Raw genomic sequence first — 25,884 nt, 5'->3', positions numbered from 1 at the left:
CGTTACACACTGGCACCGCTTAACGCCAGGAAAAAGCCGGCAATGGTCGCTGACATCAAGTTAGACAGCGTCCCGGCGAGCACCGCTTTCATACCGAAGTGGGCAATTTCATGGCGGCGCGAAGGCGCGATACTACCCAACCCCCCGAGCAAAATGGCAATCGAGGATAGGTTGGCAAAACCGCATAGCGCAAAGGACAAAATGGCCATGGTGTGGGGCGTCATGACTTGGCCGGTCGCGGCAACCACTTTCTCGCCATCCAGGTAAGGGGCCAAGTTGATATAGGCGACGAACTCGTTGACGACGAGCTTTTGGCCGATAAACGAACCGGCAAGGTTGGCCTCTTCCCATGGGACACCGAGCAAAAACGCCAGCGGCGAGAAGAGCCAGCCGAGGATCAGCTCCAGGCTTAGTGATTCCATGCCAAACCAGTCGCCAATGCCGCCGAGCATCCCATTGATTAGCGCGATCAGGCCGATGAACGCGAGCAGCATCGCCCCGACGTTGGCGGCCAGTTTCAGCCCGGAGGTGGCGCCTGAGGCCGCCGCGTCGAGAACGTTGCTGGGTTTGTCGTCGTTGTGTTCCTGCTCTTCCTCGATCTTTGAGACGCTATCTTCCGGCTCTTGGGTCTCCGGCATGATCAACTTGGCGAACAAAAGCCCGCCCGGGGCGGCCATAAACGACGCTGCGACCAAATACTCCATGGGAATACCCAGCGCTGCGTACCCGGCCAAAACGGAGCCTGCCACCGAGGCCAAGCCGCCACACATCACCGCGAACAGCTGCGATGGTGTCATGCGGGCGATAAACGGGCGCACCACCAGCGGTGCTTCGGTTTGGCCGACGAAGATATTCGCCGTGGCGGATAGCGACTCGGTACGCGAGGTGCCAAGCGCCTTTTGTAGCGCGCCACCAAGAATCCGGATCACCCATTGCATGATGCCAATGTAGTAAAGCACGGCGATCAGCGAGGAGAAGAAAATAATCACGGGCAGGACTTTGATCGCGAACACAAACCCGACGTTTTCCACATCGGCGAGCCCACCAAACAGGAACTCAATGCCGTCGTTGGCATACAGCACGACTTGGCTCACGCCGCTCGAGATGGTTTGCAGCACGGTTTGCCCAAAGGGCACGTAGAGCACGAAAGCGCCGATACTCGCTTGAATCGCGAAAGCACCGATCACCGTGCGTAGCCGGATGGCTTTACGGTCGTAAGAGAAGAGCAGGGCGATGGCAATCAGCGTCACCATACCGACCAAACTCATTAGCAGTGTCATAGAGGGAACCTTTTGTTCTGTGCGATTGCGTTGTCGTGGGTGTGCTGAAAGCGTAGCAAAAACGCTCAAACGCTAGGCGTTCGTCGTATGTTCGTCAAGCGTAAGCTAGCCGCGTCATCGAGTGGGCTGAGAAGGGAGGGTGGAAAAAGCCGGGACGGCGCCAAGTTTGTCCGTCCCGGTAGGGCATGTTTAAGCGCTCTGTTGCGCTGATTGAATGGCGGTAAGCGCAATGGTGTAGACAATGTCGTCTACCAGCGCGCCACGCGATAAATCGTTCACCGGCTTGTTCAAGCCTTGCAGCATGGGGCCGACGCTGACCACCCGCGCGCTACGCTGCACCGCTTTGTAGGTGGTGTTACCGGTGTTGAGATCGGGAAATACGAACACGGTAGCGCGACCTGCCACCGGCGAATCCGGTGCTTTTTGTTTGCCCACGCTTTCATTCGCGGCGGCGTCGTATTGCAGCGGGCCGTCAATGGCGAGATGTGGCGCGCGCTGTTTGGCGATGCGCGTTGCTTCGCGCACTTTTTCCACGTCGGCACCGCTGCCGGAGTCACCGGTAGAGTAGCTGATCATCGCCACCCGCGGTTCGATGCCAAACGCTTCGGCTGAGTGGGCGCTTTGCAGCGCGATTTCGGCCAGCGTCTCGGCATCCGGGTCGGGGTTGACGGCGCAATCGCCGTACACCACGACCTGCTCGGGCAGCAGCATGAAAAAGATTGACGACACTTGGTTGTATTCAGGCGCGGTCTTGATCAGCTGAAACGCCGGGCGCACAGTATTGGCGGTGGTGTGAACGGCACCGGAGACCAGGCCGTCCACCTCGCCAAGCTGCAGCATCATGGTTCCTAGCACGACATTGTCGTGTAGCTGGGCGTCGGCGGTGATGTCGTTGAGCTTGCCACGGCGCAGCGACACCATCGGTTCGATGTAGTGAGCGCGGGTGCTCTCCGGGTCGACGATGGTGAGCTCATCCGGCAGCGTTAAACCGCGATGACTAGCGACGTTTTCAATTTCTTCACAATTTCCTAGTAGCACGCAGTTAGCGATACCGCGGCGCTGGCAGATAATGGCCGCCTCAATGGTGCGTGGCTCGTTGCCTTCCGGCAGCACAATGCGTTTGTTCGCCTGTTGCGCGAGCTTGACCAGCTGATAGCGAAACGCGGAAGGTGAAAGACGCTTGGTAAAGCCGCGATCAAGGTGGTCTTTGAGGGTATCTTTCAGCCAGTCTAAATCGATGTGGGCGGCGACAAATTGGGCCACTCGCTCGGCGCGCTCAAAATCATCCACGGGGATTTCTGCGCTGAGTTGGCTGAGATTCGTTGCCGTGGTCAAGCTGTTGGTGTCGACGGAAAGCACGGGTAAACCGGTACGCAGGGCCGGGCGGCACATCTCGATCATTTCTGCGTTGGGGGTAAAGCCGTTGGCGAGTAGCACACCGGCCAAGCGTGTACCGTTCATGGTCGCGAGTGCCGCGGCCAGTACCACGTCGTCGCGATCGCCAGAAGTCACGATGAGGCTTCCCGGAGTAAAAATATGCAGCGCGTTGGCGGCGCTTCGGGCGCATAGGCTGGTGGAGAGCACGCGACGCTGGCTGGCTTCACCCTCGTTGAGCAGCGTCGCGTTTAGCGCGCGGGCGACATCCATTGTACGCGGAGCGCTAAGCGTTTTGCTGTAGGGCACCACGCCGATCAGGTGGAAGCGCTCGGTGGCAAGCGCCGGCGAGTGGCGGCGCAGCTCCGTGAGTACCGGCTCTTCAAGCTGCGGTTTAATGGCGCCTGGGGTGGCGGTCAGATCATCCAAGTGGCCGTCATCTTGCGCGTAGGGCAGGTTGCGCATACGCATGAGAATGCAGCCCAGGGTACGCGATGAGCTGATACCGCCAAAGCTTCGGGCGTGCATGTCCAACTCTTCCGCGAGCTGCTGCGGTGCTTCGAGATCGCCGGTACCGACCAAGATAATGCGCGCATTGAGCGCGTGCGCCAGCTGGGTGTTGGTTTGGGTAGCGTAAGTGGTGTGCGTGGTCGGCACGACCCCTTCCACCACGACCAAATCGAGCGCTGAGCCGTCGCGCTCGGCTTGTTGCGTCACTTGGTCATAACGTTCGATGACGCTTTCCATTAAATCGTCAATTTGATTGTCGCGCAGCAAACGTTCTAGGCGTGCTTGGGTGATCGGTGACGGTGGGCGCTGCTGCAGCGTGCGTGAGACCAGCGCGGTCGAGCGGTCAAGCCCGGGGCCGTTGAGCTCGTCCTGCATAAACGGCTTAAGAAAACCGGCCTTAAGGCCAATGGTGTCAAGCGCCTGAATGAGCCCCAGGCAAGCGGACGTTAAGCCCGCCCCTTCGCTAGTGGGTACCAGAAGAATCGTTTGTGGCTCGGTTGGTGTGCTCATGCGTGGGTCTCCAGGCACTGACGGGTTTCGGCGGCAATGCGGCCCTCTTCATCGGTGGGGATGACCCACACCTCGGGGCCGTTGCCAGCATCAATACGGCCTTCACGGCCGCTGCGGGTAGCGGTGTTCTTGTCGTCATCCAGTGCCAAACCAAAGTGGGGCAGTAAATGGATGACGCGTTTGCGCACCTGAAAGGAATTTTCGCCGATGCCGCCGGTAAGCAGCACACCGTCAAACGTGGGCAGTGCGCAGGAGAGCGCGGCAAGCGACTTCGCCACGCGGTAACAAAACACGTCAAAGGCCAAGCGTGCGCCTGCGTGCCCCTCGTCGGCAGCGGCCTCGATTTCACGCATGTCGTTGGTCAGCCCGGAAAGCCCATAAAGGCCACTCTCTTTATTCAACACGCGGTCGATGTCATCCAGCGACCAGCCGAGCTGACGGTGCAGGTGCGCGTGCAGGCCCGGGTCCACGTCGCCGCTGCGCGTCCCCATGGCAACGCCTTCCAACGGCGTTAGCCCCATGCTGGTATCCAGGCTTTGGTTGTGCCACACCGCGCTGGTAGAGCAGCCGTTTCCCAGGTGTGCGACCAGCCAGCCACCGTTGCCACGCTCGCTTATCTCACCGGCGCGCTGGCTAACGAAGGCGTGGCTGGTGCCGTGAAAGCCGTAGCGGCGAATGCCGTGCTGCGTATACAACGCCTCCGGCAGCGCATAGCGGTACGCCTGTGGCGGCAGCGTTTGGTGAAACGCCGTATCGAATACCGCCACTTGCGGCAGATAAGGAAATAGCGCCCGTGTTGCGGCAATGCCCGCTAGGTTCGCCGGGTTATGTAACGGGGCCAGCGCGGCAGTGGTTTCAATCGCGTCGATGACGCTGGCATCGATCAGTGCCGCTTGCGTGAAGTGCTCACCACCGTGTACCACGCGGTGGCCGATTGCCGCCGGGGAGCGCTCTTCTAATCGCGCAAAGATGGCATGCAGCGCTTGAGCGTGGTCGGCGCCGGAAAGCGATTGCTGAAAGCTCTCCCCGCAGCTGTTGCTTCCCTTGAGGTGCGCCTCAGTGCTGCCTAATCGCTCGGCGATTCCGGCAAGGCGTGGCGCGTTAGGGTCGCTATCAATCAGGGCATATTTAATCGAAGAGGAACCGCAATTAATCACGAGGATAGGTGCGTTCATAGAGGCCTTAGCTCAGCGTAACATTAGACCTTAGGTTAGCATGCTGCAGCGCAGAAAAGCAGGGTTAGCCTAAGGCTGCTAGCGCACTTTATTGGTGCAAGTCGACATGGATGGCGCTTGCCTCAAGCGCATCGTGTCAATGCTTCGCTTACCTGTATGCCTATGGGCTTATCGCTTCATTGACCCAGCGATGATTGGCACGACGATAATTGGCACAAACTATGCAAATCATCGTGAATAAGCTAAAAGTGACGAGATACCTAACCTCCACTCAGGTGCTGCCATGCCTTCTATAACCACGCCCGATACGACCTCCCATGCCGCGTCTGATACCCCCTCCATGCCGCGCCTTTTGTTTACCGATTTGGACGGCTCGCTGCTGGATCATCATAACTACGATTGGTCGCCCGCCGTTCCCTGGCTGTCACGGCTCAAAGAGCGTGGCGTGCCGGTGATTCCGGTGACAAGCAAAACCCGCAGCGAAATCTTACCGCTGCGCCGGGCGTTGGGTTGCGAAAACGCGCCTTTTGTTGCGGAAAACGGCGCCGTTGTGGGATTGCCCGCTGACTGGTGCCATGCCCGTCTGGATCGCCATATTGGCCGCGATGGGCTTGCGATTCAAACGCTGGGGGTCGATATCGGCTTTATTCGTCAGCGGCTAAACATCTGGCGCGCGCGCCTAGAGGATATGCCTGGCATGGCTTTCACTACCATGAGCGAAATGACTTTAGAGGCGCTGAGCGATTTCACCGGGCTCCCCGAATCCGAAGCGCGGCTGGCGCGCCTGCGCGAGGGTAGCGAGCCACTGACTTGGGAAGGCGATGAAAGCGGCCTGGAAGCACTGCGCCAAGGGCTGGCCGGCGATGGCTTGCAGCTGGTGCGGGGCGGGCGCTTTTGGCATGCCACCGGCCACTCGCACAAAGGTAACGCGGTAAACTGGCTGATCGAGCGCTTCCAGGCCCTTAAAGGCACCAAGCCGCAAACGCTGGCGCTCGGGGATGGTCCTAACGATATCGCCATGCTGGAAGCGGTGGACCAGGCGGTGGTGATTCGCGGCTGCCACGGGTTAGAGGTGGCGCCACAGCAAGCGGCGCTTTACCGCACCGAAGCCACCGGGCCAACGGGTTGGGCCGAGGGAGTGGCCTACTGGTGGGGGCGAGACGAGCACCGGGTAACACCGGCGGCGTTACAGGCATCTGGCGGGGCGGAGGCGACACGATGAGCGATTTCCATCAAAACGGGATTATCACCGACTTTCATAACCTCACCCGGCGCCCGGTGGCCGCGCTGGAAGAGGAGTTGGTGCGTTTCAGCCATCGACGTCCCATGAGTTTGATTCTGCCCTCGCTCTACTCGGAGCTGGAAGGGCCGGCGCTTGCCCACATCGTCAATGAAATTGCCCAGGTACCTTATCTTTCCGAAGTGGTGATTGGCCTGGACCGTGCCGACCGCGAGCAGTTTTTGCACGCGCGGGATTTTTTCTCGCGCCTGCCGCAGCGCCACCGAATTTTGTGGAACGATGGCCCCCGGCTGCGCGCGCTGGATGACGAGTTGGAAGCCCAAGGACTTTCGCCGCGCGAGCCGGGGAAAGGGCGTAACGTCTGGTTTTGCGCCGGTTTTGTCCAGGCGTCAGGCCGTGGCGAAGTGGTGGGGCTGCATGACTGCGATATTCTCACCTATGATCGTGGTTTGCTGGCGCGGCTGTTCTACCCGGTAGCGCATCCGCACTTTAACTACGAGTTCTGCAAGGGTTACTACCCACGCATTGCCGAGGGCAAGCTCAACGGCCGCGTCTCCCGGCTAATGGTTACGCCGCTTTTGCGCGCGCTGAAAAAGATCTACGGCCCGCTGCCGTATCTTGAATACCTGGATAGCTTTCGCTATGCGCTCTCGGGCGAGTTCTCAATGCGCGCCGAGGTGCTGGACGGCATCCGTATTCCCGCCGATTGGGGGCTGGAAATCGGCGTGCTTTCGGAGGTGCACCGCAATTACTCGACCAAGCGGCTGTGCCAGGTGGATATCGCCGATGCCTACGACCACAAGCATCAGCCGGTGTCGGAGGAAGACGCCACCGCCGGGCTGAACCGTATGAGTTTGGATATTGCCAAGGCGCTCTACCGTAAGCTGGCGACCCAGGGCGTGACGTTCAGCGCGGAGGGGTTTCGCACCCTAAAAGCGACCTACTACCGGCTGGCGCTGGATTTGATCGAAGCCTACGATCACGATGCAGTAATGAACGGGCTAAGCCTTGACCGCCACGCCGAGGAGCGCGCCGTGGAGCTTTTCGCTGCCAACTTGCTAGAGGCGGGCAACACCTTCCTGGAGAACCCCGGCGAGCGGCCTTTTATACCCAGCTGGAACCGCGTGCGGGCGGCGATTCCCGACCTGCCCGAGCGCATGCACGCCGCGGTGGAAGCGGACAATCAAGGCGATGTCTAAACGCGAGCGTAGGCCTTTTATTCGTCGCTAACCAGCCACAGCACCCCATAAGGCGGCAGGGAATCTGCCGCCGCCCAGGTTTTGCGCGTCACAATATCCGGCCAAGACACATCGCCCAGCGCACTGGCAAGCGCAGCCAGCGGCTGTGGGGTATCCGTGACGTTGTGAATCGCTATCAGACGGCGACCGTCACGCAGCGGGCCGCGCTCAAAGGCCAACATCTCGGTCGGCGTTTCTAACACGCGCTGAGCCGCGTCGGGGTGAAAACACGGTTCCTGCCGACGAATGTCCAGCAGCGTTTTGAGCGCAAAAAAGACGTCGTGGGTGGTGGTGCTGGCGGTTTCCAATAAGCGCTCAAGCTCGTCACGTTGCCAGCGGCGGCGGTTGATGGAACGTAGCCGTCCACTGCGCTCCACGCCTTCTAAGTCGTTCAACGTGCCGGTCAGGGTATGCACGTAAACAGCGGGGATGCCTTGCAGGCCCAACATCAGCTGCTGGCCGCAGAGAAAGCGCGGCACCTGCCAGTGATCGACACCGCGTCGCGTGCCTTTCATGGCGTCAAACCAGGTGATGTTGATTTCATACGGTGAATCGCTGCCATCTGGTTGACGGCGCATGCTGACAAAGCCGCCAAAACGGTGCATCAACTCCGTCAATGCCTCTACATCGTGCGCCGCCAGCCAGCCTTCCAACGGTCGTACGCCAATGCCGTCGTGGCTAGCGGTAAAGTTGAGAAAGCGACACCCCGGTGAAAGCTCGGGCAAGCTCGTCAGCCAAGCGGCCAGAGTACCCGCCTCGCCGCTGGTCAGCGTATGCAGCAGAAGCGGCGGCAGCGGGAATTGATACACCATGTGGGCTTTGTCAGCGCCGAAGTAGCTGATGTTTTCTTCATGCGGCACGTTGGTTTCGGTGAGCAGTAGCGTCCCTGGGGCGATGTGGTCTACCACCGCGCGCAAAAGGCGCACGATTTCGTGGGTTTCCGGCAGGTGAATGCTCGGTGTGCCGACTTTTTTCCACAGATAGGCAATCGCATCGAGGCGAATTACCCGCGCCCCCTGCTGCAGATAAAACAGCAGAATGCCGACAAATTCCAGCAGCACATCCGGGTTGGCAAAGTTGAGATCGATCTGGTCTTCGGAAAACGTCGCCCATAGATAGCGCGTGCCGCGCCGCGTCGATATAGGCACCAATAGCGGTGAGCTTCGCGGACGAACCACGGCAGAGAGATCGGTTTCTGGGTCCATTTCGATAAAGTAATCGCGCCCCGGTTGGCTGCCAGAAAGGTAATCCACAAACCAAAGCGACTCACGCGATACGTGGTTGAGCACGAGATCCACCGCCAAGTCGCCGTATTGACAAAGCGCACGAACCTGCGGCCAATCCCCAAGGGCTGGGTCCACCTCGAGGTAATGAATTACCGAAAAGCCGTCATCGCTGCTCCAAGGGAAAAACGGTAGCAGGTGCACGCCGCTGAAAGTGTCCGTTAAGTGTTTAGCCAAAAAATCCGTGAGTACGCTAAGCGGTGGCGCATCACCGTCAACAAGGCTGTTGCCGTAGGTAATCAGCCACTGGTCGCATTCGTTCCAAAGCGGTATATCGGAGGCATTTTGCGACGGTGGCGCATGATACGGGCCCTGGTGCGCGAGAAGTGTTAACAGTCGGCGCATCACTTCGTCGGCGCGCTCACCGTAGAGACAGCTCAAGTGCCGATGCGCGCGGGCTTGGAAGGCATCAGCGTCAAGCGGGGTAGTGTAAGACGGGGTAAACGGCAGTGGCGTTGGCATGGGCATAAAGGCTCCGGTAACACGCGGCTTTGCTGGCATACTTTATGAAGAGTGTATGAAGCGTATATGGAGAGATATTGAGCGTATGTGAAGAGTAATGCAGAGAGCGTGCCAATCGGTCTAAACGCGGGGGCTACGATAAAGCCACCACACATCTACACCGAAGGAGTAAAACAGTGTGATGAGCGCGCTGAGGGCGAGTAACGCAGATACCCCGCTTGGGGTGAGCGGGGCTAACGCTAGCAGCAACGCACTTACCTGCCAGACACATACCGCTTTGCGTCGCCAGCTGGCGAAAAGCGGCGCTTTCAGCCACGGATAAACACCGCTGGCAAGCACAAAGCCGTAGCGCATCGCCCCGATCAACAATACCCAGGGGCCGAGCTCGGCGGTTGTGAGAAGCGCAAGGCAAAGCAGCAGAATCAGCAGGGCATCCAGCTCCATATCAAAGCGTGCGCCGAAGTCGGATTGGCAGTGGGCTCTACGCGCGACAAAGCCATCGACACCATCGAGCAGCAGGGCAGTGGCGGCGATGCCTAACCATTGCCATTGGCCAACGGTTGAGACATTGGTGATAAGCCCACCGGCGATAAGGGCTACCAGCGCACTGCGCACCAGCGTGACGCGGTTGGCCCATCCTAACGCGCCGTGCGGCCAGAAGCGCACAATACACGCCCCGATCAAGAGATAAACCAGAAGCGCCACAAGCCACTCTCCAGCGCCTTGTATAAGACGGGGAAACCCATGGCCCATCATCACCAGCGCAAGGCCGACGAGCACCACTTCCACCGTCGTATACAGGCGCTTAGACAGCGCTAAAGTGGCGTTGGCATTGCGATACAGGAACATCGCTTCGCTCCCGAAGGTCGATAGAGATAAACTGTTGCAAAGCTGCTTCTTTGTACCATTTTTGTAGAAGAAGGTGGCATTGTCGAGCAAAGTCGCTTACGTTGGAATAATACCTAAACACGCTGATGAAGAAAGGATGATGCATGGCAAATCAAAGTGCCACGGCGTTCTGGCTTAGCGTTCCCGGCAAAGGGGAGCTGCGCCAAACACCGCTGCAATTATCAGATATCGAAGCGCCGGTGGAAGTGAAAGCGCACTTCAGCGGGATTAGTCGCGGGTCTGAATCGCTGGTCTTTAATGGACGCGTACCCACCTCAGAGCATGGGCGTATGCGCGCCCCTTTTCAGGAGGGCGACTTCCCCGCGCCAGTTAAATATGGTTACAGCAGCGTCGGTGAGGTGGTGGCCGGCCCTGCGGCGCTTAAAGGAAAGACGGTCTTTTGTCTTTATCCGCACCAGGACCGCTACGTCGTTCCCGCCAGCGCGGTGCACGTATTGCCTGAAGGTACCCCGGTTGAGCGCGCTATCCTCGCAGCCAACATGGAGACCGCTGTGAACGGCGTATGGGATGCAAGCCCACTGCCGGGTGAGCGTATCACGGTTATCGGCGCCGGGGTGGTCGGAGCGTTGGTGGCGTACCTTTGCCAGCGCGTCATCGGCACCGACGTGCAGTTGGTGGATACCAACCCACAACGCCAAACACTGGCCGAGGCGTTAAACGTTTCATTTGCCTTACCCGACAACGCCCAGCCAGATCAGGACCTTGTGATTCATGCCAGCGGCCACAGCGATGGGCTGAATACAGCGTTTTCGCTTGCTGGCATGGAAGGCCGCATCATCGAAATGAGCTGGTATGGCGAGGGCAGCGTTCCGGTGTCGCTCGGCGGCGCGTTTCATTCGCAGCGGCTGACCCTGCGCGCCAGCCAAGTCGGCCGGCTGCCACCGCAGCAACAGCCACGTTGGGATTTTAAGCGGCGCCTTCGTTTGGCGCTGCGTCTGCTGAGTGACCCCGCCTTGGATGTGCTGATTAGCGGTGAATCCGCTTTTGCTGATTTGCCCCACGTGGCGGCCGATATTTTTGCCCCAGACAGCGGCGTGCTCTGCCACCGGATACGGTATTAAACGAAATACGTGATTGAGCGACACGTAACTGATTGAAAAAGGAGCTTTTATGTACCGTCTTTGCGTTCGTGATCATTTAATGATCGCTCATAGCTTCAACGGCGAGGTGTTCGGCCCCGCGCAGCAAATGCACGGCGCTACGTACGTGGTGGACGTTGCCTTTCAGCGCCCCGAGCTCGATAGCGATGGCCTGGTGATCGATATCGGCCTGGCGAGCGAATCCCTCAAAGCGATGTTGGCCGACTACAACTACCGCAACCTAGACGAAGTGGAGTCGCTTAACGGGCACAACACCACGACCGAGTTCATGGCCAAGGTGATTTTTGACCGTATTGCCGTGGCAATTCAGCAAGGCGAGCTAGGCGAAACGGCAAAGGGCATCGAGCGAGTGGAAGTTAAACTCCACGAGTCGCACATCGCTTGGGCAAGCTATGAGGGCGCGCTGTGAACCAGCGCTTGACCTTGCTTGTCGCTGGTGATCCGGGCCAGCGCACCGGCGGCTATCTGTACGATGCCCACATTGCCCATGCGCTGCGCAAGGTCGGATGGCAGATAGACGTGGTGGGGCTTGAAGGTCGTTTTCCTGACGCGGACGGAAAGGCAAAACGCGCGTTAGACGCTGCCTTAGCGGCTCAGCCCGATGGTAGCCGAGTGATTCTCGACGGCCTTGCTATGGGCGCACTGCCCGGGGTGGTGGCACGCCATCACGTGCGGCTCGATATCACCGCATTGGTCCATCATCCGCTGGGCGATGAGCAGGCGCTTACAGCGGCCCAACAAGCGCAGTTCCACCAAAAGGAAATGGCCGCGCTGGCGGCGGTGGCGCGCCTTATAGTAACCAGCCGCTTTACTCGGCGCCGCCTAGAGATACTGGCCGTCGAGATGGGGGTTAAACTGGCGCCCATTAACGTAGTGGAACCCGGCGTCGCGCTGGCGCCGTTAAGTGAGCCCACGCGCGACGGGCCTTTGAACCTACTTTGCGTTGCCACCGTCACGCCGCGTAAAGGCCAGGATATCTTGGCCAAAGCGCTTGGGCCGCTGTCGCACCTTGACTGGCAGTGCGACTGCTACGGCAGTGACGCGCGCGACCCAGAATTTGCAAAGCGCGTGGTGACGCTAATCGGTGAGCATGAGCTTACCGCCTCGCTACGCTTACATGGCGAATGCGATAGCGCCGAGCTTGAGGCCGCTTACCAGCGAGCCGACGTCCTGGTGTTGCCGTCCTGGTATGAAGGCTATGGCATGGTGGTGACAGAAGCACTGGCGCGAGGCTTACCGGTGATCACGACAACGGGGGGCGCGCTAAATGACACCTTACCGGATGCGGCCGGGCTGAAAGTGCCCCCCGGGGATAGCGAGGCGTTAACCGCTGCGCTGACACGCTTTATGACCGAACCTATGCTGCGCGAGCGCCTTCGCCAAGGAGCTAGGCAGGCACGCGAGCAGCTAAACGATTGGCAAGCGGCGGGTGAGCAGTTTGCCCGAATTTTGCAACCTTCGCCGCCGGGCAGCCATTTCGCCGCCGATTGGCTCGCTCTGCGCGAGCCAGTGGATGCCGAGGCTCGCAGCCAGCACTTGGTCGACCTGGCGGCTAGATGGTTGATGACAGAGCGGCCGGCGGCGCGCCGTTACCCCATGGAGCTCGTTGATCTTGGCTGTGGGCGAGGCAGCAACGTGTGTTTTCTTGCGCATCACTGGCATGGCCCACAGTACTGGCAATTGATGGACCATGACCCGGCGCTGTTGCAACAGGCAGGTCAGCGATGCAATACCTTACGCGATAAAGACGACCAGGCGGTGACGCTGACATTACGGTCATGCTCGCTCACCGAGCTCCCTTCACGCTGGCCAGCACAGGCGGATTTGATCAGCGCCTCGGCGCTTTTGGATCTTGTCTCCGCCGAGTGGCTCGACATTTTGGTCGAGCGCTGCGCTGAGCATCGCCAGGCGCTGTTGATCACGCTTAGCGTTACCGGTGAATGGCACCTCACCGATACCCGCGATGCGCCACTTCATGACCCCGACGACGCGTATATTCATGCGTTGTTTAATGCCCATCAGCTGCGCGATAAAGGCTTCGGTGCCGCACTCGGCGGGCGTGCCCATTTTGAGCTGGTAACGCGCCTCAACGCTGCTGGTTTTGACGTAGAAGAAGCTGAATCGCCCTGGCGGCTTACAGCGGGCCAAGCCGAACACACCGCCCTGCTTCACCCGCTAATCGAGGGCTGGGCGCAAGCGGCAATAGAACAGGCCCCAGAGGCGCATGAGCGGATTGACGCCTGGCGCACCCAGCGTTTGGCGCAGGTGAACGCCGGTGAGCTTGGCGCTGTTGTCGTTCATCGGGATATGTGGGCGAGGCCTGCCCATGGGTAGTCGCGCGATCCAAACGGCAGTTGTGAAGCGACTAGCGATCAGCGCCGCCGTTTTGTTGGCCGTGGCGATTTTGCTCGACCCGCGCGCGATTATTCGTGAGGTACAGGCGTTTTCGCTGCCCTGGCTTGTGCTGGGGTTGGCGATTAGCGTCTTGCAGGTGCTGCTGTGTGCTTGGCGCTGGCGCCTAACGGCGGGGTTGGTCGGCGTGCCGCTGCGCTACCGCTACGCGGTGGCGGAATATTACCTGTCACTTTTCATCAATCAGGTGTTGCCTGGCGGCGTGCTGGGGGATGCCGGGCGCGCGTTGCGCCACGCGCAGCAGACCTCAAAGCGTGGGAGCGCTTGGCGAGCGGTGATTGTCGAGCGCGCCTCAGGGCAGCTGGCCGTGGGGCTATTAACGGCGCTGGCGCTGGTAAGTGCGCCCTTATGGCACGCGGTGCTGGGAAAAAACGGCTATCTCTGGCTGGCGGCAGGCGCGGTTAGTCTGGCGCTTTGCGTTGTGTTCATCGCGGCGGTCATGCCGCAGCGGGTACACCTGCCAGATTGGGCGAGCGCTTTGTGGGCAGATATTCAGCGTGGACTCTGGCATGGCGGGGTATGGGCTTGGCAGCTAGCGTCGTCGTTAATGATCGTGTTCAGCTACGCCCTGGTGATGGTGTGTGCGGCGCGGGCAATCGGTGTGGAACTGCCGGCCAGCGTGCTCTTGGCGCTGGCGCCGCCGCTGTTACTTTCGATGTTGATTCCGCTTTCCGTGGCGGGCTGGGGGCTGCGCGAAGGCACTGCAGCCAGCGTCTGGGCGTGGGTGGGGTTAGCGCCCAGCCAAGGCGTGGCGGTGTCGCTGGCTTACGGAGTTATCGTGCTGATCGCCGCATTACCGGGGCTTTGGGTCGCGCTAACTCGGCGTCGTCGTGCTTCGCCTGCCGGGTCAGGCTTCGTCAGTCCCACGGTTGCGCAGGCAGAGGTCAAACAGGGTGTCATCCCCACAGCTGAATCGCCTCGCACTCGGGCGCAGGGCCGTGGCCAAGGTGTCGATTGGCGTCATGGCAAGCCCGGGGCGCCCCGATCCAATCAGCAGCGGCGCGACGAGCAGGTGCAATCGCTCAACCACGCCGGCTTCGACGAACTGCGATACGGTTATCCCGCCACCTTCGACCAATATTCGCGCGTATCCCAGCGTCTTCAGGTGGGTGATGACCGCTGCGGGCGAAAATTGCCCGTTAGGCATCAGTGGCAACGGTTGCCGCCGAACATGCGGGGCCGGGGCGGGCAGCGATACCTCAGGCCCGACCAAATGCAGCGTGGGGGCCGCGTCGTCTTGAAAGAGCGTCAGTGTCGACGTTACGCGACCACGGGGGTCGAGCACCACCCGCGCAGGGTTGTCCCCATTGACATGGCGCACGGTCAGCTGCGGGTTATCGGCGCTGGCCGTGCCCGCACCCACGATCACCGCATCGCACAGCGCCCGCAACCGGTGCAGATGCACCAAACTCTCGTGGCCGTTGATGTAGTGCGAGTGGCCGCTTTCGGTGGCGATGCGCCCGTCAAGGCTCTGCCCCAGCTGAGCGATCACCCACTCCCGATGCGACACCAACGGGGTCAAGCAGTCGAGAAGATCGGTGGCGGCGGGCGTAGCATCGTTGTTGGGCATAGCGTCTCCGTACGGTGCAAGTTGAATTTATCATGCTCGGGTGTCAGCGGCCGTGCAAGCACGCAATTTTTTTGAGTAAAGGCGAGCCCGAATAAAAAGCGAGGAAGCTTCTATGTACCACGTTGAACGCGCCATTTTCGATATTCGTCGTGGGCTACCGGTGGTGATCCACACCGGTTCGCGCCCGCTGCTGGTGCAAGCCCTGGAAGGCAGTGATTCGGTGGAAGCGCTAGCTGCACTGTCAGGCTCGCGCCCGGCGCTGGTATTAACGCGTCACCGGTTAGCGGCCATGGGGCACTCAATCAGTGCCGAGGCGGCGAGGCTTCCGTTAGCGGCTGAGATGGACACGGCCACTCTGCATGACCTGGCAGTGGCAAAACCGCACGGGGAGAAACAACGATTGAGCGGGCTTTCCCCGGCGGGGCCGGGCGAGCGCGGCGCCCTGGCATTGATGCGTCGCGCGCTGTTATTGCCAGCGGCGCTGTGTGCCGATGTGGATGAAGCGCAGCAGGCCGCTATCGAGGCTAAGATTTCGTATGGTGAGCTTTTACGTTTGGATGCCGGCGACGCTTTGAAGGCCCTTCATGGAGCGCCGGGGATGCTCAAGCGCGTTAGCGAAGCGGATATTCCGCTGGAGAGTGCCCAAGCGTCGCGGTTTGTGCTGTTTCGTGAGCCCGATGGCCTGCGCGAGCACGTGGCGGTAGTGATCGGGGCGGCGGAGAATGCGGCAGGTCCAGTGCCGATTCGCCTGCACTCCGCCTGCTTGACCGGGGATCTGTTCGGTAGCCTGCGCTGCGACTGCGGCGATCAACTACGCAACGCCGTGGCAGAAATCAGTGCCCTGGGCGGCGGTGTGTTGCTCTATCTGGCGCAAGAAGGCCGCGGCATCGGGCTTGCTAATAAGCTTCGGGCGTATACGCTGCAAGACGCTGGGTTGGATACCGTCGATGCCGATCAGGTGCTCGGGTTTGGCGATGATGAGCGTCGCTACGGCGTCGCAGTGGATATGCTCAATGCGCTGGGGATTACTCAGGTGCAGCTTTTGACCAATAACCCGTTGAAAATGGCGGCACTACGCGACGGCGGTATTGAGGTGGTCTCTCGGCAAGCGCTTTATGGCAGCGTGACCGACCAAAACCAGCGCTATCTCACCGCCAAGGCGAATCGCTCGGGCCATTACCTCCACGATGCCCTGCGCGACGCACTCAATGATGCACAGCCCAATGGTTAGGCCGAGCTTGTCATTGGTGCAGCGACGGTAGCTGCGCTGTCTCTTCCACCACCTGAGCGAGCAGGCGCCCGTAATGATGGACTAAGCGCTCGCCGATCTCTGCCGTAGCCTGAGTGGCGTTACCTGCAATGCCATCGGGCGATAAATCTTCCGCCAACCAGGCAAATGGCGCTGCGCCTTCAGGGCCTACCAGCGCGCTAGGAGACGGCACCGGTGTCAAGGCGTTCGTTGCACGCTGCATGTTGACCCGCTTTGGTGCCAAGTACAGCATCATCGCGGTTTCTAGTGCGCCGCCGTGCAAGCCACGGTGAAGTTCATCGGCATCAAGGGCGGCTTCCAGCGGCGGCAAGCGCGTATAAGTGGCTTTGACCACGCGCATGCCATGGCGACGGCGTAGCGTTAGTGCAGCGAGATCCATTACCGCCTTGTTGCCGCCATGGCTGTTGAGCAGCACCAGCCGCTTGATGCCTGCTTGGGCAATGCTGTCGCCATAGGCCTCAAGCGTTTCGATGGCAAGTCGGGCTGGCAGGCTCAAGGTGCCGGGGAAGCTTGCATGCTCGTCGCTTGCGCCAATCGTCATGGGGGGCAGGCATAGCGCTATCACGTCATCAGATAGCGCATCGCACGTGGCCTGCTGTAGGCCGAGGCCGATGGTGGTGTCCGTGCTTAACGGCAGATGCGCGCCGTGCTGCTCGGTGGCGCCCAATACTAGCACCGCCACCGGGTCGCGGCCGGCGATGGCGTTAAGTTCACAGGCGGTTAGGTGCTGCCACTCCAGCTGCATATAGAGCCTTAACGGTTTAAACGGGTTAATTGAATAACGTGTGGTCGGCGCGGCAAGCGTAAATATCGCCAGACGCCAGCCCATCTGCGTCCGCTGCGAGCCACGCGTGTACCTCAGCGTCACTTTTCCAGCTTGCCCAGCGAAAAGTGCGCTGCTCGCCGGCGACGATATTGTAACGGTAGTCGCCCAGGGCGCTTAGACACTCGATACAGGCGTGGCTGACCGCCAAAGCGCCGCTAACAAACTCAACGGATAAGGCCGCGACCGGTCGGCTAAGCCCGGCTAAAACGTCGGCTTCAAAGCCTTCCACGTCGATTTTGATAAACGCAGGCTCGCCGTATTCGTCAATTAGCGTATCAAGTGTTGTGACTTCCACGCGCATACGCTCGGCCCAGTGGAGGTGGGCAAACCCCGGGTTGCGCTGGCCGATCTGTTCGCGCCACTGATCTGCTAGCGTCGAAACGGTTAAGTTGGCCGGGCTAATGGCGAGCTCAGCGTAGCCGGGTGTGGCGCCTGCTGCTAAAGGTAGCAGTGTGATGTCGCCGCCGACCATGCGGTGACACCAGCGTGCTAACAGCGGTTGCGGCTCCAGTGCCACTACGCGGGCACCAAGGGCGCGGAACGCTGCGCTGCGATCACCTAAGTGGGCACCCACATCAAAGGCTAGCGCACCGGGCGACAAAAAAGGCCGATACAGGTTTTTAAGTCCGCGTTGACGGCCTGGGCGCCAGTAAATCAGAAGCGAGCGCGCAATGCCAAAAGTGCTTAACCAGCGCGCTTTGATGGCGGCGGTATCGCGCATTAATAAGGCTCCTTAAACGCTGAGGCCAGCACACGACGGTTGGCCGGTGTGAAGCAGGAAAACGACTGTATGGGCATCTCGCCGTGTTGCTCCGGCGGGGGTGGCAGAGGGGGATCGGCAGTCGGCTGCGGGTAGGCATGTGCGACTTTCAAGCGCCGCGCGTAGGCACTGAGTACCGGCACGCCGTGTTGATAAGGGGTATCGAGTAGCTGCCAGCGCGCGAGGTGCCCGCCGATGCGGATGCTGCTGGTTATCTTGACCAGCATGGGCGAAGCCATAAGGCCGAGCCAGACGGGTGCCAGCCAGCCAAGCGCCGCTGGCGAGAGCCAACCTAAGGCGATAAACCAAGCGCCCCCAGCCAAGGTAAATCCGCGTGTATGCCGCCACGCCTCAAGCCACGTTAGCGAACGTTCACTTCTGGGTTGGGTATGCCATTCGATAGCCCGCCCGCATAAGATATTGAAGATAAACACGCTGTGCCACGCCATCATCAGCGGGGCAAGCAACGCCGCAAAGCCGATTTCCAGTAACGTGCTTGCTGTTAGCCTCAGGCGGCCGCCAAAATCCTTGGGGGCTTGGCACAGAGTTAAGGCTAGCCCCATGAGTTTGGGAGCAATCAGCAGTAAAAGTGTCGTGGCCAGCAGCCCCCATGAAAGCGGTGTGGCATAAAGCGTCGGCGTTTGGGTTAACGTTGTGTAGCCGATTAGCGCACTCGTACATAAGAGCAGGGCGAGCCACACCGGGGATGAGAGATAAGCAAAAGCGCCGAAAAAGAAGTGCCAGCGACTCAACGGGTGAAGCCCAACGCCGTTGAGGAGCCGCAGGTGCTGTAGATTGCCTTGCAGCCAGCGCCGGTCGCGCTTGGCGAAGTCGAGTAAATTGCTCGGCATGGCTTCAAAGCTTTGGGCTCTCCTTGAGGGTAGCGTCGTATTCAGCTGAACCTTCCAGCCCTGGCGGCGCAGCAACGCCGCCTCAACAAAGTCGTGGCTCAACAGCTCGCCGCCCAGTGGCGGCTTTCCCGGCAATGTGGGTAGGCCGCTGCTCGCCATAAAGGCACGGGTACGCACGATAGCGTTGTGACCCCAATAGTTGGCCGTGTCGCCCTGCCAAAAACTCTGCCCGGTGGCGAGCATCGGGCTGTAAAGGGCGGCGGCAAATTGCACCAAACGGCCGAACAGGGTGACTTGCCCGACCGGTATTGGCACGCTTTGGATAAGCCCTACATCGGGTTGCTGCTGCATTTGCCGGACTAACCGCAAAAGGGTGGCGCCGCCCATAATGCTATCGGCGTCGAGCACAATAAAAAAGTCGTAGCACGAGCCCCAACGACGACAGAATTCGGCGATATTGCCTGCCTTGCGGCCATGGTTATTTGACCGGCGACGGTAGTGAAGCGCTAGCTGGCCTTTTAGGCGACGCTGAAGGGCGGCCACGTGTGCGGCTTCGCTGGCGGCGGCTTGCGGGTCTTGCGTATCGCTTAACACAAAGACCTCGAAACGCGTGTGGATGGGGGGAGCTGACTCGGCAGGCTGAGCTAAAAGAGAGCGGCAGCTGGCTTCGAGCCCGGCCAGTGTGGCCTCGGGAGGTTCTTGGAAAATTGGCATGATCAAAGCCGTGCGGCTGGTATCTCCCGGTACGGGCGTTTCGGGGATATCCGCAATACGTGTCAGCGTAAGCGGGTCGCGGCGCAAAAAACACACAATGAAACCGCACAGCGCACTCCAAAAGGCGAGCGAAATCCAGGTGAAGGTCAGGGCAAATAAGGTGAACAACACGGCTTGCAAGACCCAAGGCAACCCACCGGTGACGCGCAGCATCGCCGTGCATCCTGCGATGCTGGTTGCTAGCACCAACACAACAAGCCCCCAGCGGCGTAGGCGCAACCACGGTATAAAAGGGCTAACTGGCGCGTTAGGCATCCTCATCTCCACGCTTGGGGAGTGGGTCAATCACGTAGCTCCAGGTTTCGCTAATCGTCTCCCCATGCAGCGTAAGCGCTAGGCGCACATCCACCGGTGATACCGTGGGTTTAACGCGAAAGGTGGCACGCCAAGTGTTATCGGGCAAAGCTTTCACCTGGGGCAGCGTTACCGCATTGTCGGGCGCATCAAGACGAAGCCTTACCGGTTGATCGGCGGATAAACGTGCTAATTCACCCCCGGCAAAATCGACCACCCATTGGCGTTGACCAGCACTTTGGGAATCGGCCTCGCCAGGCACCGCCGCGTTGCCTTGGCGGGTGCGAATCACTTGGGCAAGTAAGGGGGCAGTCGGTGCTTGATGGCGTGTTTGGATTTGGTAGCGAAGGGGTAAGGATTCACCTGCTCGTAGCGGTGTCTCACTGACCCAGTATGCGACGATGTTATCATGAGTTTCATCCGGAGAGGGCAGCTCGACAAGCTCTACATGCCCTTTGCCCCAATCGCCTTGCGGTGTGACCCATTGGCTGGGGCGACGGTGATACTGGGCTTCTGTATCCAGGTAGCGGTCAAACGAGCGCTCGCGCTGCATGAGCCCGAACCCTTGCGGGTTGGCATCCAAAAACGCCGATACGCGAACACGGCGCGGGTTATTTAGCGGTCGCCAGATCCATTCTCCCCGGCTGGTTTTCAGCAAAAGCCCGTTGGAATCGTGCACGCGGGGGCGCATATCGTCGGGGCGGTTATGGCTAATATCGCCGTAGGCAAACATGCTGGTCAGTGGCGCGATGCCAAGTTTTGTCACGTCATCGCGCGCATAAAGCGTGGCGTCTACGTCAACCTGGGTTTGGTGACCCGGCTCAAGGCGAAAATGGTAAGCGCCGCTCAGCGAGGGGCTATCCAACAGCGCCATCACGTGCACGGCGGTGTCGTCGGCCTCCGGCGTGAATAGCCAGAACTCGCGAAACGCTGGGAACTCCTCGCCGCTGGCTAAGGCGGTGTCGATGGCTAACCCGCGGGTGGATAGGCCATAGACCTGATCGCGCCCTATCAGGCGAAAATAGCTCGCGCCCAGAAACACCGCGAATTCGTCGTGATACTCAGACGTGTTGAGCGGGTAGTGAAGGCGAAAGCCTGCGTGAGCTGCGCCTTGTAGGTCGGACGTTTCAAGTTCTGCCGCCTTACCTTCGTAGATAAAATCGTCAGGATTGAAGGTAAGCGACGTGGCCTTGTCGCCCTCGACGAGGTTCAGTTCGACCGGGTGCGGAAACAGAAAACCGCTATGAAACAATTGCAGAGAGAAGCGGCTATCGTCGCCCCAATAGGCGCGCGTTGGGTCAAAACGAATCTGCCGATAGGTATCGTAGTCGAGTGATTGCAGCGCCTGGGGAAGCGTGTGGTTTGGCGGGGAATAGGGTGCTTCAGCCAGCGTCTGAGCGTGCTTGCGAATCGTATCTTGCCATTCGCCTAGCTCGGCGTCGCTGGGCTCGGCTATCGCGGTGGTGCTGAATATCAGCCATCCTAACGTCAGTAAGCGTTTCAGCACATCGCGCTCCTTGAGATGAAAATAGTAAATTAAACAATACTTGTACGCGTATTTATTACAGTACACGATAGACGTGTTTTCCAGTGCGGTTTTTAGTACCCGACAGGAACTTTTTATGCCTGCTTACGTTTCATCAGCGTTAGAAACACCATGCTGCGACTCTTTATAACCGCAGCAGCGCTTAACGTGCTGCTGGTGGCGCCGCTTTGGTGGCGATTTAATGACATCGGCGCCCGGCTGATTGCCTGGGAGCCTTGGCTTGCCGTGCCGCTTTTGCTGTTGTTGCCATTAGGCGTTTGGCGCCGCTGGCTTATCAGCCTTTGGCTATTGTGGCTGGCGCTGGTAAGCGTGGCGAACATCGGTGACGGCGCGACCTACGAAGCCTTTGGTCGGTCATTCAACCTCTATCTCGACCTGCCGCTGATGCGCTCAGTATTCCACCTACTAGAAGGTAATGTAGGCCAACTGGTTGCGTTCGGCCTCATGGGCGTGGCAATTGCGCTGCTTGTCGGGGTGTTGGTGGTGGTAGGGCGGCTGCTTCTGCCGTCGCGCCCTTATTCGCTGCGCGAACCCCGAGGCAAAGTGGCGCTAGGGTGTGCGGGGCTCAGCGTCTTACTGATGACGCTGGAGCTCAACGGGCAGCGTCTTGTGCCGTTTGCGCGGGTGCCGATGATTAACACGACGATGTTTCAGTGGGAGCAGGTGACGCAGACTCACGCCGCTCGTCAGGATTTCGCCCAGACGCTTGAGCAATCGCCCCTGCCCGTTCAGGCGCTTCCAGGTCTTGCGAGGCGCAGTGTGTTGCTCACTTTTGTCGAGTCTTACGGTGTGGCGGCAATCGAGAACCCGCGCTATCGCGATGTGCTGCGCCCTACACTGACCGACATGCAGACGCGGCTTGCAGCGCGGGGCATCCATGTAGTGTCGGGGCTTCTGGCGTCGCCTATCCGCGGCGGCCAGTCGTGGCTTGCTCATGCCACGGCGCTTAGCGGGCGGGAAGTGGAAAATCAGATGTGGTATCGCCTGCTGCTGGAAAGCAACCACGGCACCCTGGTGGATGACTTCAACGCCACTGGGCATCGTACGTTTAGCGTGATGCCCGCGATCACCCGCGCCTGGCCGGAGGGGCAAGCCTATGGTTTTGATGAGATTTATGCGGCGGATGATCTGCCCTACGCCGGGCCGCCTTTACACTGGGTGACGATGCCGGATCAATACACGCTTGATTATACCGCGCGCCATTTGCTGGATGACGGCCCGCTATTTGCACAGATTGCGCTGATTTCAAGCCACGCCCCCTGGACGCCGATCCTTCCCGTGCTCGATGACTGGTCGCTGATTGACGACGGCACTATCTTTGCCCCTTGGGAAAATGCAGGCGATTCGCCCGATGAGCTATGGCAAGACCTGGAGCGCATCCGCGATCACTATGCCTGGTCGGTCGACTACGCGGTCAAGGTGGCTGGGCGCTTTGCCGAGCGCGTGGCCGATGAGCAAATGCTGCTGATTATCATGGGCGACCATCAGGCCGCGCCCTTAATCACCGGCGAAAATGCCAGTGCTGCCGTGCCGGTGCATGTCATCAGCGCTGACCCCGCGCTGTTAGCGCCCTTCACCGCCCATGGGTTTGTGCCGGGCACACAGCCGCCGGTGGGTGTTCAGGAGGATATAGCCGGAATGCAACAACTTCGCCGCTGGCTGCACGCCGATTTTGGCGCCCAAACGCGAGAGAGTTCACCATGATTCAGCCCGTCATTCTAAGCGGGGGCAGCGGCACTCGCCTGTGGCCGCTTTCGCGCGAGCAGATGCCCAAACAGTTCTTATCGCTGCTGGGAAGCGACAGCCTGTTGCAACAAACGCTGCAACGGCTCGATGGATTAAGCGCGTCGGCGCCGATGATCATTGGCAGCCACACGCAGCGCTTTTTGCTGGCCGAGCAGGTACGCGAGCATAACGTGACGCTGGTACTCGAGCCGGAAGGGCGCAACACCGCACCGGCGATTGCCTGTGCGGCGCTATTGGCGCAACAAAACGGCGAGGATCCATTGCTTTTAGTTTTGCCAGCTGACCATGCCATTGACGACGTGGCAGCGTTTCAACAAAGCGTGACGAATGCCGAAACGCTTGCCAAGGCCGGTTATTTGGTGACCTTTGGCGTTGTGCCCACCCACCCGGAAACAGGCTACGGCTATATTGTTTGTGACAAACTGGACGGCGGTGAGTCGCTAACTGCGGGGTATCGGGTCCACCGCTTTATCGAAAAGCCTGACGCTGAGCGAGCCAAAGCGCTTATCGCGCAAGGCGATACGCTGTGGAATAGCGGCATGTTTTTGTTCAAGGCTTCGGCTTACCTTAATGAGCTTGCCGCCCACGAGCCGCAAATGATGTCTACCTGCGAAGCGGCGGTGGCAAGTGCGCACCGCGACCTGGATTTTCTGCGTTTGGGCAAAGCAGCATTCGAGGCAATCCCCGCGGAGTCTATCGACGTTGCCGTGATGGAGCGCTCTCGCCGTGCGGCGGTGGTGCCACTAAACGCGGGCTGGTGCGATATCGGTAGCTTTGATGCTTTATGGGCCGCAAGCCCGCAAGACGCGGCGGGCAATGTGGCAAAAGGCGATGCGTGGCTATGCGATACGCGTCGCTCTCTGGTAATGGCCGATCAGCGTTTGGTGGTCACGTTAGGCGTGGAAGACATGGTGGTGGTGGAAGCCAACGACGCCGTGTTGGTGGCGCATAGAACGCGTGCCCAAGAGGTGAAAGCTTTAGTGGCATCGCTTGCGCAGGCCAGGCGGCCCGAAGCGCAGCAGTCCGCGCAGGTACATCGCCCGTGGGGTAGCTTTCAAACGATGGAGCGGGGCGCGCGCTATCAAGTGAAGCATATTAGCGTGAAGCCCGGCGGCAAGTTGTCATTGCAGCGCCACCAACACCGCGCCGAACATTGGGTGGTGGTCAGTGGTACGGCCTTGGTGACGCTTGGCGACCAGGCGTTTTGGGTCAGTGAGAACCAGTCGACGTACATACCTATCGGCGCCGTTCACCGGCTGGAGAACCCGGGTAAGATCCCGCTGGTGTTGATCGAGGTGCAATCCGGGGCTTACTTGGGCGAAGACGACATCGAACGCTTGGATGATGTCTACTCCCGCCATAACGAAGCCCCTTAGCGCGGCACTACCACAGCCAGCTGCTGGGGCGAGCGGGTGGCTCGCCTTTGCGCAGGGCCAGCCAGCCAGTCACGCAGCGCACACCAAACCAAACCGCCAGCAACAACCCGAGCAGCGACCCCACCATTGTCAGTACGCTCAAGGTGAACACAATGCAGAAGTAAAGCAGCCCGATCCAAAAGGTACGGATCAGGTAGCGATAGTGCGCCTTCAGCCAAGGCGCGGCATCTTTGCGGTAAACGTAGGCGAACACCAAGCCGATTAGGGTGGTCAAGTTAGCCGTGACCAGTCCCGCTAGATATAACGCATAGAGAATCTGCGGCATGCGGGTTTCATTCCGCGATACATCGCTATCTGACGTATGGGTATTTGACATCGTGAGCTCGTAGGTGAAGTGTAAAGTAGGTGAAGCGTAAAATGGAAAGCGCGCCTTAATAAAGGCGAAAATCGTGATAATTGGGTAGTTTTTGCTGCTCTTGCACGACTTTGCGGTAGCGCTTGTACTCCCATTGGTACTGCGCAGGGTCAAGGGCAATCGCCGCTTCCACGCAGGCGTTAACGCCAGTGGCAGATGTCGCGTCCTCATTGCTATATACGCGCTCGTCGGCGTCGAGAAAGTGAATCTCAAAGCCTTGGCCCGGCACGCGCTTGGCGACGCCCGTCACCACGCGCGCTTGGGTGCGGGCGACCAGTTTGGGCAGTAGGGTGCCGGTGTAGGCGTCACGATGGAAAAACGGTGCAAACACACCGCTTCCCCAGTTTGGCTCTTGGTCGGGTAGAATCCCAATCGCCTCAGAGCGTTTGAGCGCTTTTAACAGAGCCGCCACGCCGCGAGAGTTGGTCGGCACTAACGTCGCCCCCATGCGCTCGCGGCCTTGGCGAATCACCGGATCAAGTGCGGCAATTTTGGGCGGCTCGTACATCGCCGTAAACGGAAAATGGTTCGATAGCCAGAAGTTGAGCACTTCCCAGTTGCCAAAGTGGGGCGCGAGCACAATCACGCCACGGCCCTCGGCGCGGGCACCATCGAGTTTGTTGCGGCCGTGAACGCGGATAATGCTGGCGTCAACGCGCTCAGGCGATGCCATCCAGGCGTGCCCCAACTCCAGCATGGTAGCAGTGGAGTGCCGTAAGCTCTCGCGAGCAAGGTGTTGACGCTCGCAAGCGTTAAGCGCCGGATAAACGGTGTTGAGGTTAATTTCCGTCACCGAGCGCTCGCGTTGGCTGAAGCGATGTACCAGCGGCCCCAGCCGACTCGCCAGCCACCAAAGCCGGGTTAGTGGCCAGCGGGAGAGCCGCCGCCATAGCCAAGCGATTGCGCCGGCGCGGGAAAATAGCGGAGGCGTGTTGTTGGGAGCGTCGCTAGATAAAGCCATAG

At 59.8% G+C, this 25,884-nt stretch carries 20 protein-coding genes and 1 pseudogene; 9 read left to right on the top strand and 12 right to left on the bottom strand.

Annotated features, from left to right (window positions below; translation table 11 throughout):
- Nucleotides 1-2: 2 nt before the first annotated feature.
- The 3 genes from HZS81_RS01840 to HZS81_RS01830 all read right to left on the bottom strand — a co-directional run bounded on the left by HZS81_RS01840 (nt 3) and on the right by HZS81_RS01830 (nt 4,849).
- Nucleotides 3-1,280 carry a NupC/NupG family nucleoside CNT transporter gene (locus tag HZS81_RS01840; RefSeq protein WP_179928834.1) on the bottom strand — a complete coding sequence of 426 codons (1,278 nt, stop codon included), beginning with the start codon at nt 1,278-1,280 and terminating at the stop codon, nt 3-5.
- 189 nt (nt 1,281-1,469) lie between these two features.
- Nucleotides 1,470-3,674, bottom strand: a complete 2,205-nt coding sequence (gene pta / locus HZS81_RS01835) for a phosphate acetyltransferase (protein ID WP_179928833.1) — start codon at nt 3,672-3,674, stop codon at nt 1,470-1,472.
- Complete coding sequence (locus tag HZS81_RS01830) at nt 3,671-4,849, bottom strand: acetate/propionate family kinase (RefSeq protein ID WP_179928832.1); 1,179 nt, start codon at nt 4,847-4,849, stop codon at nt 3,671-3,673. Before HZS81_RS01830 ends, pta begins: the two co-directional genes overlap by 4 nt.
- A 283-nt stretch (nt 4,850-5,132) precedes the next feature.
- Between HZS81_RS01830 and HZS81_RS01825 the strand changes: the two genes are divergently transcribed.
- Both HZS81_RS01825 and HZS81_RS01820 read left to right on the top strand, forming a co-directional pair.
- The gene (locus HZS81_RS01825) at nt 5,133-6,071 is read left to right on the top strand and encodes an HAD-IIB family hydrolase (protein ID WP_179928831.1); all 939 of its coding nucleotides are present in this window, start codon (nt 5,133-5,135) and stop codon (nt 6,069-6,071) included.
- Nucleotides 6,068-7,288 (top strand): glycosyltransferase family protein, encoded by a 1,221-nt coding sequence (locus HZS81_RS01820; protein WP_179928830.1) that lies wholly within the window; start codon nt 6,068-6,070, stop codon nt 7,286-7,288. The genes HZS81_RS01825 and HZS81_RS01820 overlap by 4 nt, the downstream gene beginning before the upstream one ends.
- Nucleotides 7,289-7,305: 17 nt before the next feature.
- Here HZS81_RS01820 and HZS81_RS01815 read toward each other — a convergent pair whose 3' ends face one another.
- Nucleotides 7,306-9,072: a sugar phosphorylase gene (locus HZS81_RS01815; RefSeq protein WP_179929027.1), complete on the bottom strand. Its 1,767-nt coding sequence runs from the start codon at nt 9,070-9,072 to the stop codon at nt 7,306-7,308.
- A 120-nt stretch (nt 9,073-9,192) separates the two neighbouring features.
- Entirely contained in the window at nt 9,193-9,921 is a 729-nt protein-coding gene (locus HZS81_RS01810) for a CDP-alcohol phosphatidyltransferase family protein (RefSeq protein WP_179928829.1), read from the bottom strand.
- Between the two features lie 143 nt (nt 9,922-10,064).
- Here HZS81_RS01810 and HZS81_RS01805 point away from each other — a divergent pair, with 143 nt between their 5' ends.
- The 4 genes and pseudogenes from HZS81_RS01805 to HZS81_RS17990 all read left to right on the top strand — a co-directional run.
- Nucleotides 10,065-11,042 carry a zinc-dependent alcohol dehydrogenase gene (locus HZS81_RS01805; protein WP_179928828.1) on the top strand — a complete coding sequence of 326 codons (978 nt, stop codon included), beginning with the start codon at nt 10,065-10,067 and terminating at the stop codon, nt 11,040-11,042.
- 49 nt (nt 11,043-11,091) lie between these two features.
- Nucleotides 11,092-11,490 (top strand): 6-pyruvoyl trahydropterin synthase family protein, encoded by a 399-nt coding sequence (locus tag HZS81_RS01800; protein WP_179928827.1) that lies wholly within the window; start codon nt 11,092-11,094, stop codon nt 11,488-11,490.
- Nucleotides 11,487-13,415, top strand: coding sequence for a glycosyltransferase (locus tag HZS81_RS01795; protein WP_179928826.1), 1,929 nt, complete (start codon nt 11,487-11,489; stop codon nt 13,413-13,415). The genes HZS81_RS01800 and HZS81_RS01795 overlap by 4 nt, the downstream gene beginning before the upstream one ends.
- Nucleotides 13,408-14,271: pseudogene (locus tag HZS81_RS17990) on the top strand (lysylphosphatidylglycerol synthase transmembrane domain-containing protein); the annotation flags it as partial. The gene HZS81_RS01795 and the pseudogene HZS81_RS17990, both read left to right, overlap by 8 nt.
- A 69-nt stretch (nt 14,272-14,340) precedes the next feature.
- Here the strand turns inward: HZS81_RS17990 and HZS81_RS01790 are convergent.
- Entirely contained in the window at nt 14,341-15,063 is a 723-nt protein-coding gene (locus HZS81_RS01790) for a RibD family protein (protein ID WP_179929026.1), read from the bottom strand.
- A gap of 112 nt (nt 15,064-15,175) precedes the next feature.
- Between HZS81_RS01790 and HZS81_RS01785 the strand changes: the two genes are divergently transcribed.
- On the top strand, nt 15,176-16,294 hold the full coding sequence (locus HZS81_RS01785; RefSeq protein WP_179928825.1) for a GTP cyclohydrolase II: 1,119 nt from the start codon (nt 15,176-15,178) through the stop codon (nt 16,292-16,294).
- Between the two features lie 10 nt (nt 16,295-16,304).
- Here HZS81_RS01785 and HZS81_RS01780 read toward each other — a convergent pair whose 3' ends face one another.
- The 4 genes from HZS81_RS01780 to HZS81_RS01765 are packed head-to-tail and all read right to left on the bottom strand — an operon-like array spanning nt 16,305 to nt 21,345.
- Nucleotides 16,305-17,078, bottom strand: coding sequence for a creatininase family protein (locus HZS81_RS01780; RefSeq protein ID WP_179929025.1), 774 nt, complete (start codon nt 17,076-17,078; stop codon nt 16,305-16,307).
- A gap of 25 nt (nt 17,079-17,103) precedes the next feature.
- Entirely contained in the window at nt 17,104-17,880 is a 777-nt protein-coding gene (locus HZS81_RS01775; RefSeq protein WP_179928824.1) for an FkbM family methyltransferase, read from the bottom strand.
- Nucleotides 17,880-19,799 carry a glucans biosynthesis glucosyltransferase MdoH gene (gene mdoH, locus HZS81_RS01770; RefSeq protein ID WP_179928823.1) on the bottom strand — a complete coding sequence of 640 codons (1,920 nt, stop codon included), beginning with the start codon at nt 19,797-19,799 and terminating at the stop codon, nt 17,880-17,882. Before mdoH ends, HZS81_RS01775 begins: the two co-directional genes overlap by 1 nt.
- Nucleotides 19,792-21,345, bottom strand: coding sequence for an OpgD/OpgG family glucan biosynthesis protein (locus tag HZS81_RS01765; RefSeq protein WP_338401803.1), 1,554 nt, complete (start codon nt 21,343-21,345; stop codon nt 19,792-19,794). Before HZS81_RS01765 ends, mdoH begins: the two co-directional genes overlap by 8 nt.
- Before the next feature lie 150 nt (nt 21,346-21,495).
- Between HZS81_RS01765 and HZS81_RS01760 the strand changes: the two genes are divergently transcribed.
- Together HZS81_RS01760 and HZS81_RS01755 are read left to right on the top strand one after the other, a co-directional pair.
- Nucleotides 21,496-23,088, top strand: coding sequence for an alkaline phosphatase family protein (locus HZS81_RS01760; protein WP_179928822.1), 1,593 nt, complete (start codon nt 21,496-21,498; stop codon nt 23,086-23,088).
- Nucleotides 23,085-24,506: a mannose-1-phosphate guanylyltransferase/mannose-6-phosphate isomerase gene (locus HZS81_RS01755; RefSeq protein WP_179928821.1), complete on the top strand. Its 1,422-nt coding sequence runs from the start codon at nt 23,085-23,087 to the stop codon at nt 24,504-24,506. Before HZS81_RS01760 ends, HZS81_RS01755 begins: the two co-directional genes overlap by 4 nt.
- A 7-nt stretch (nt 24,507-24,513) precedes the next feature.
- On the opposite strand, the gene HZS81_RS01750 is transcribed toward HZS81_RS01755, so the two are convergent.
- Nucleotides 24,514-24,882, bottom strand: coding sequence for a DUF4870 family protein (locus tag HZS81_RS01750; protein WP_179928820.1), 369 nt, complete (start codon nt 24,880-24,882; stop codon nt 24,514-24,516).
- Between the two features lie 55 nt (nt 24,883-24,937).
- A complete protein-coding gene (locus HZS81_RS01745) occupies nt 24,938-25,882 on the bottom strand; it encodes a lysophospholipid acyltransferase family protein (RefSeq protein WP_179928819.1) in 945 nt (314 codons plus the stop codon).
- Nucleotides 25,883-25,884 lie beyond the last annotated feature (2 nt).

This window comes from Vreelandella salicampi, from assembly GCF_013415105.1.
In the GTDB taxonomy this organism is placed as follows: domain Bacteria; phylum Pseudomonadota; class Gammaproteobacteria; order Pseudomonadales; family Halomonadaceae; genus Vreelandella; species Vreelandella salicampi.
Note: the sequence above shows the minus strand (reverse complement) of the source record. Positions and strands in the feature narration are given on the sequence as shown.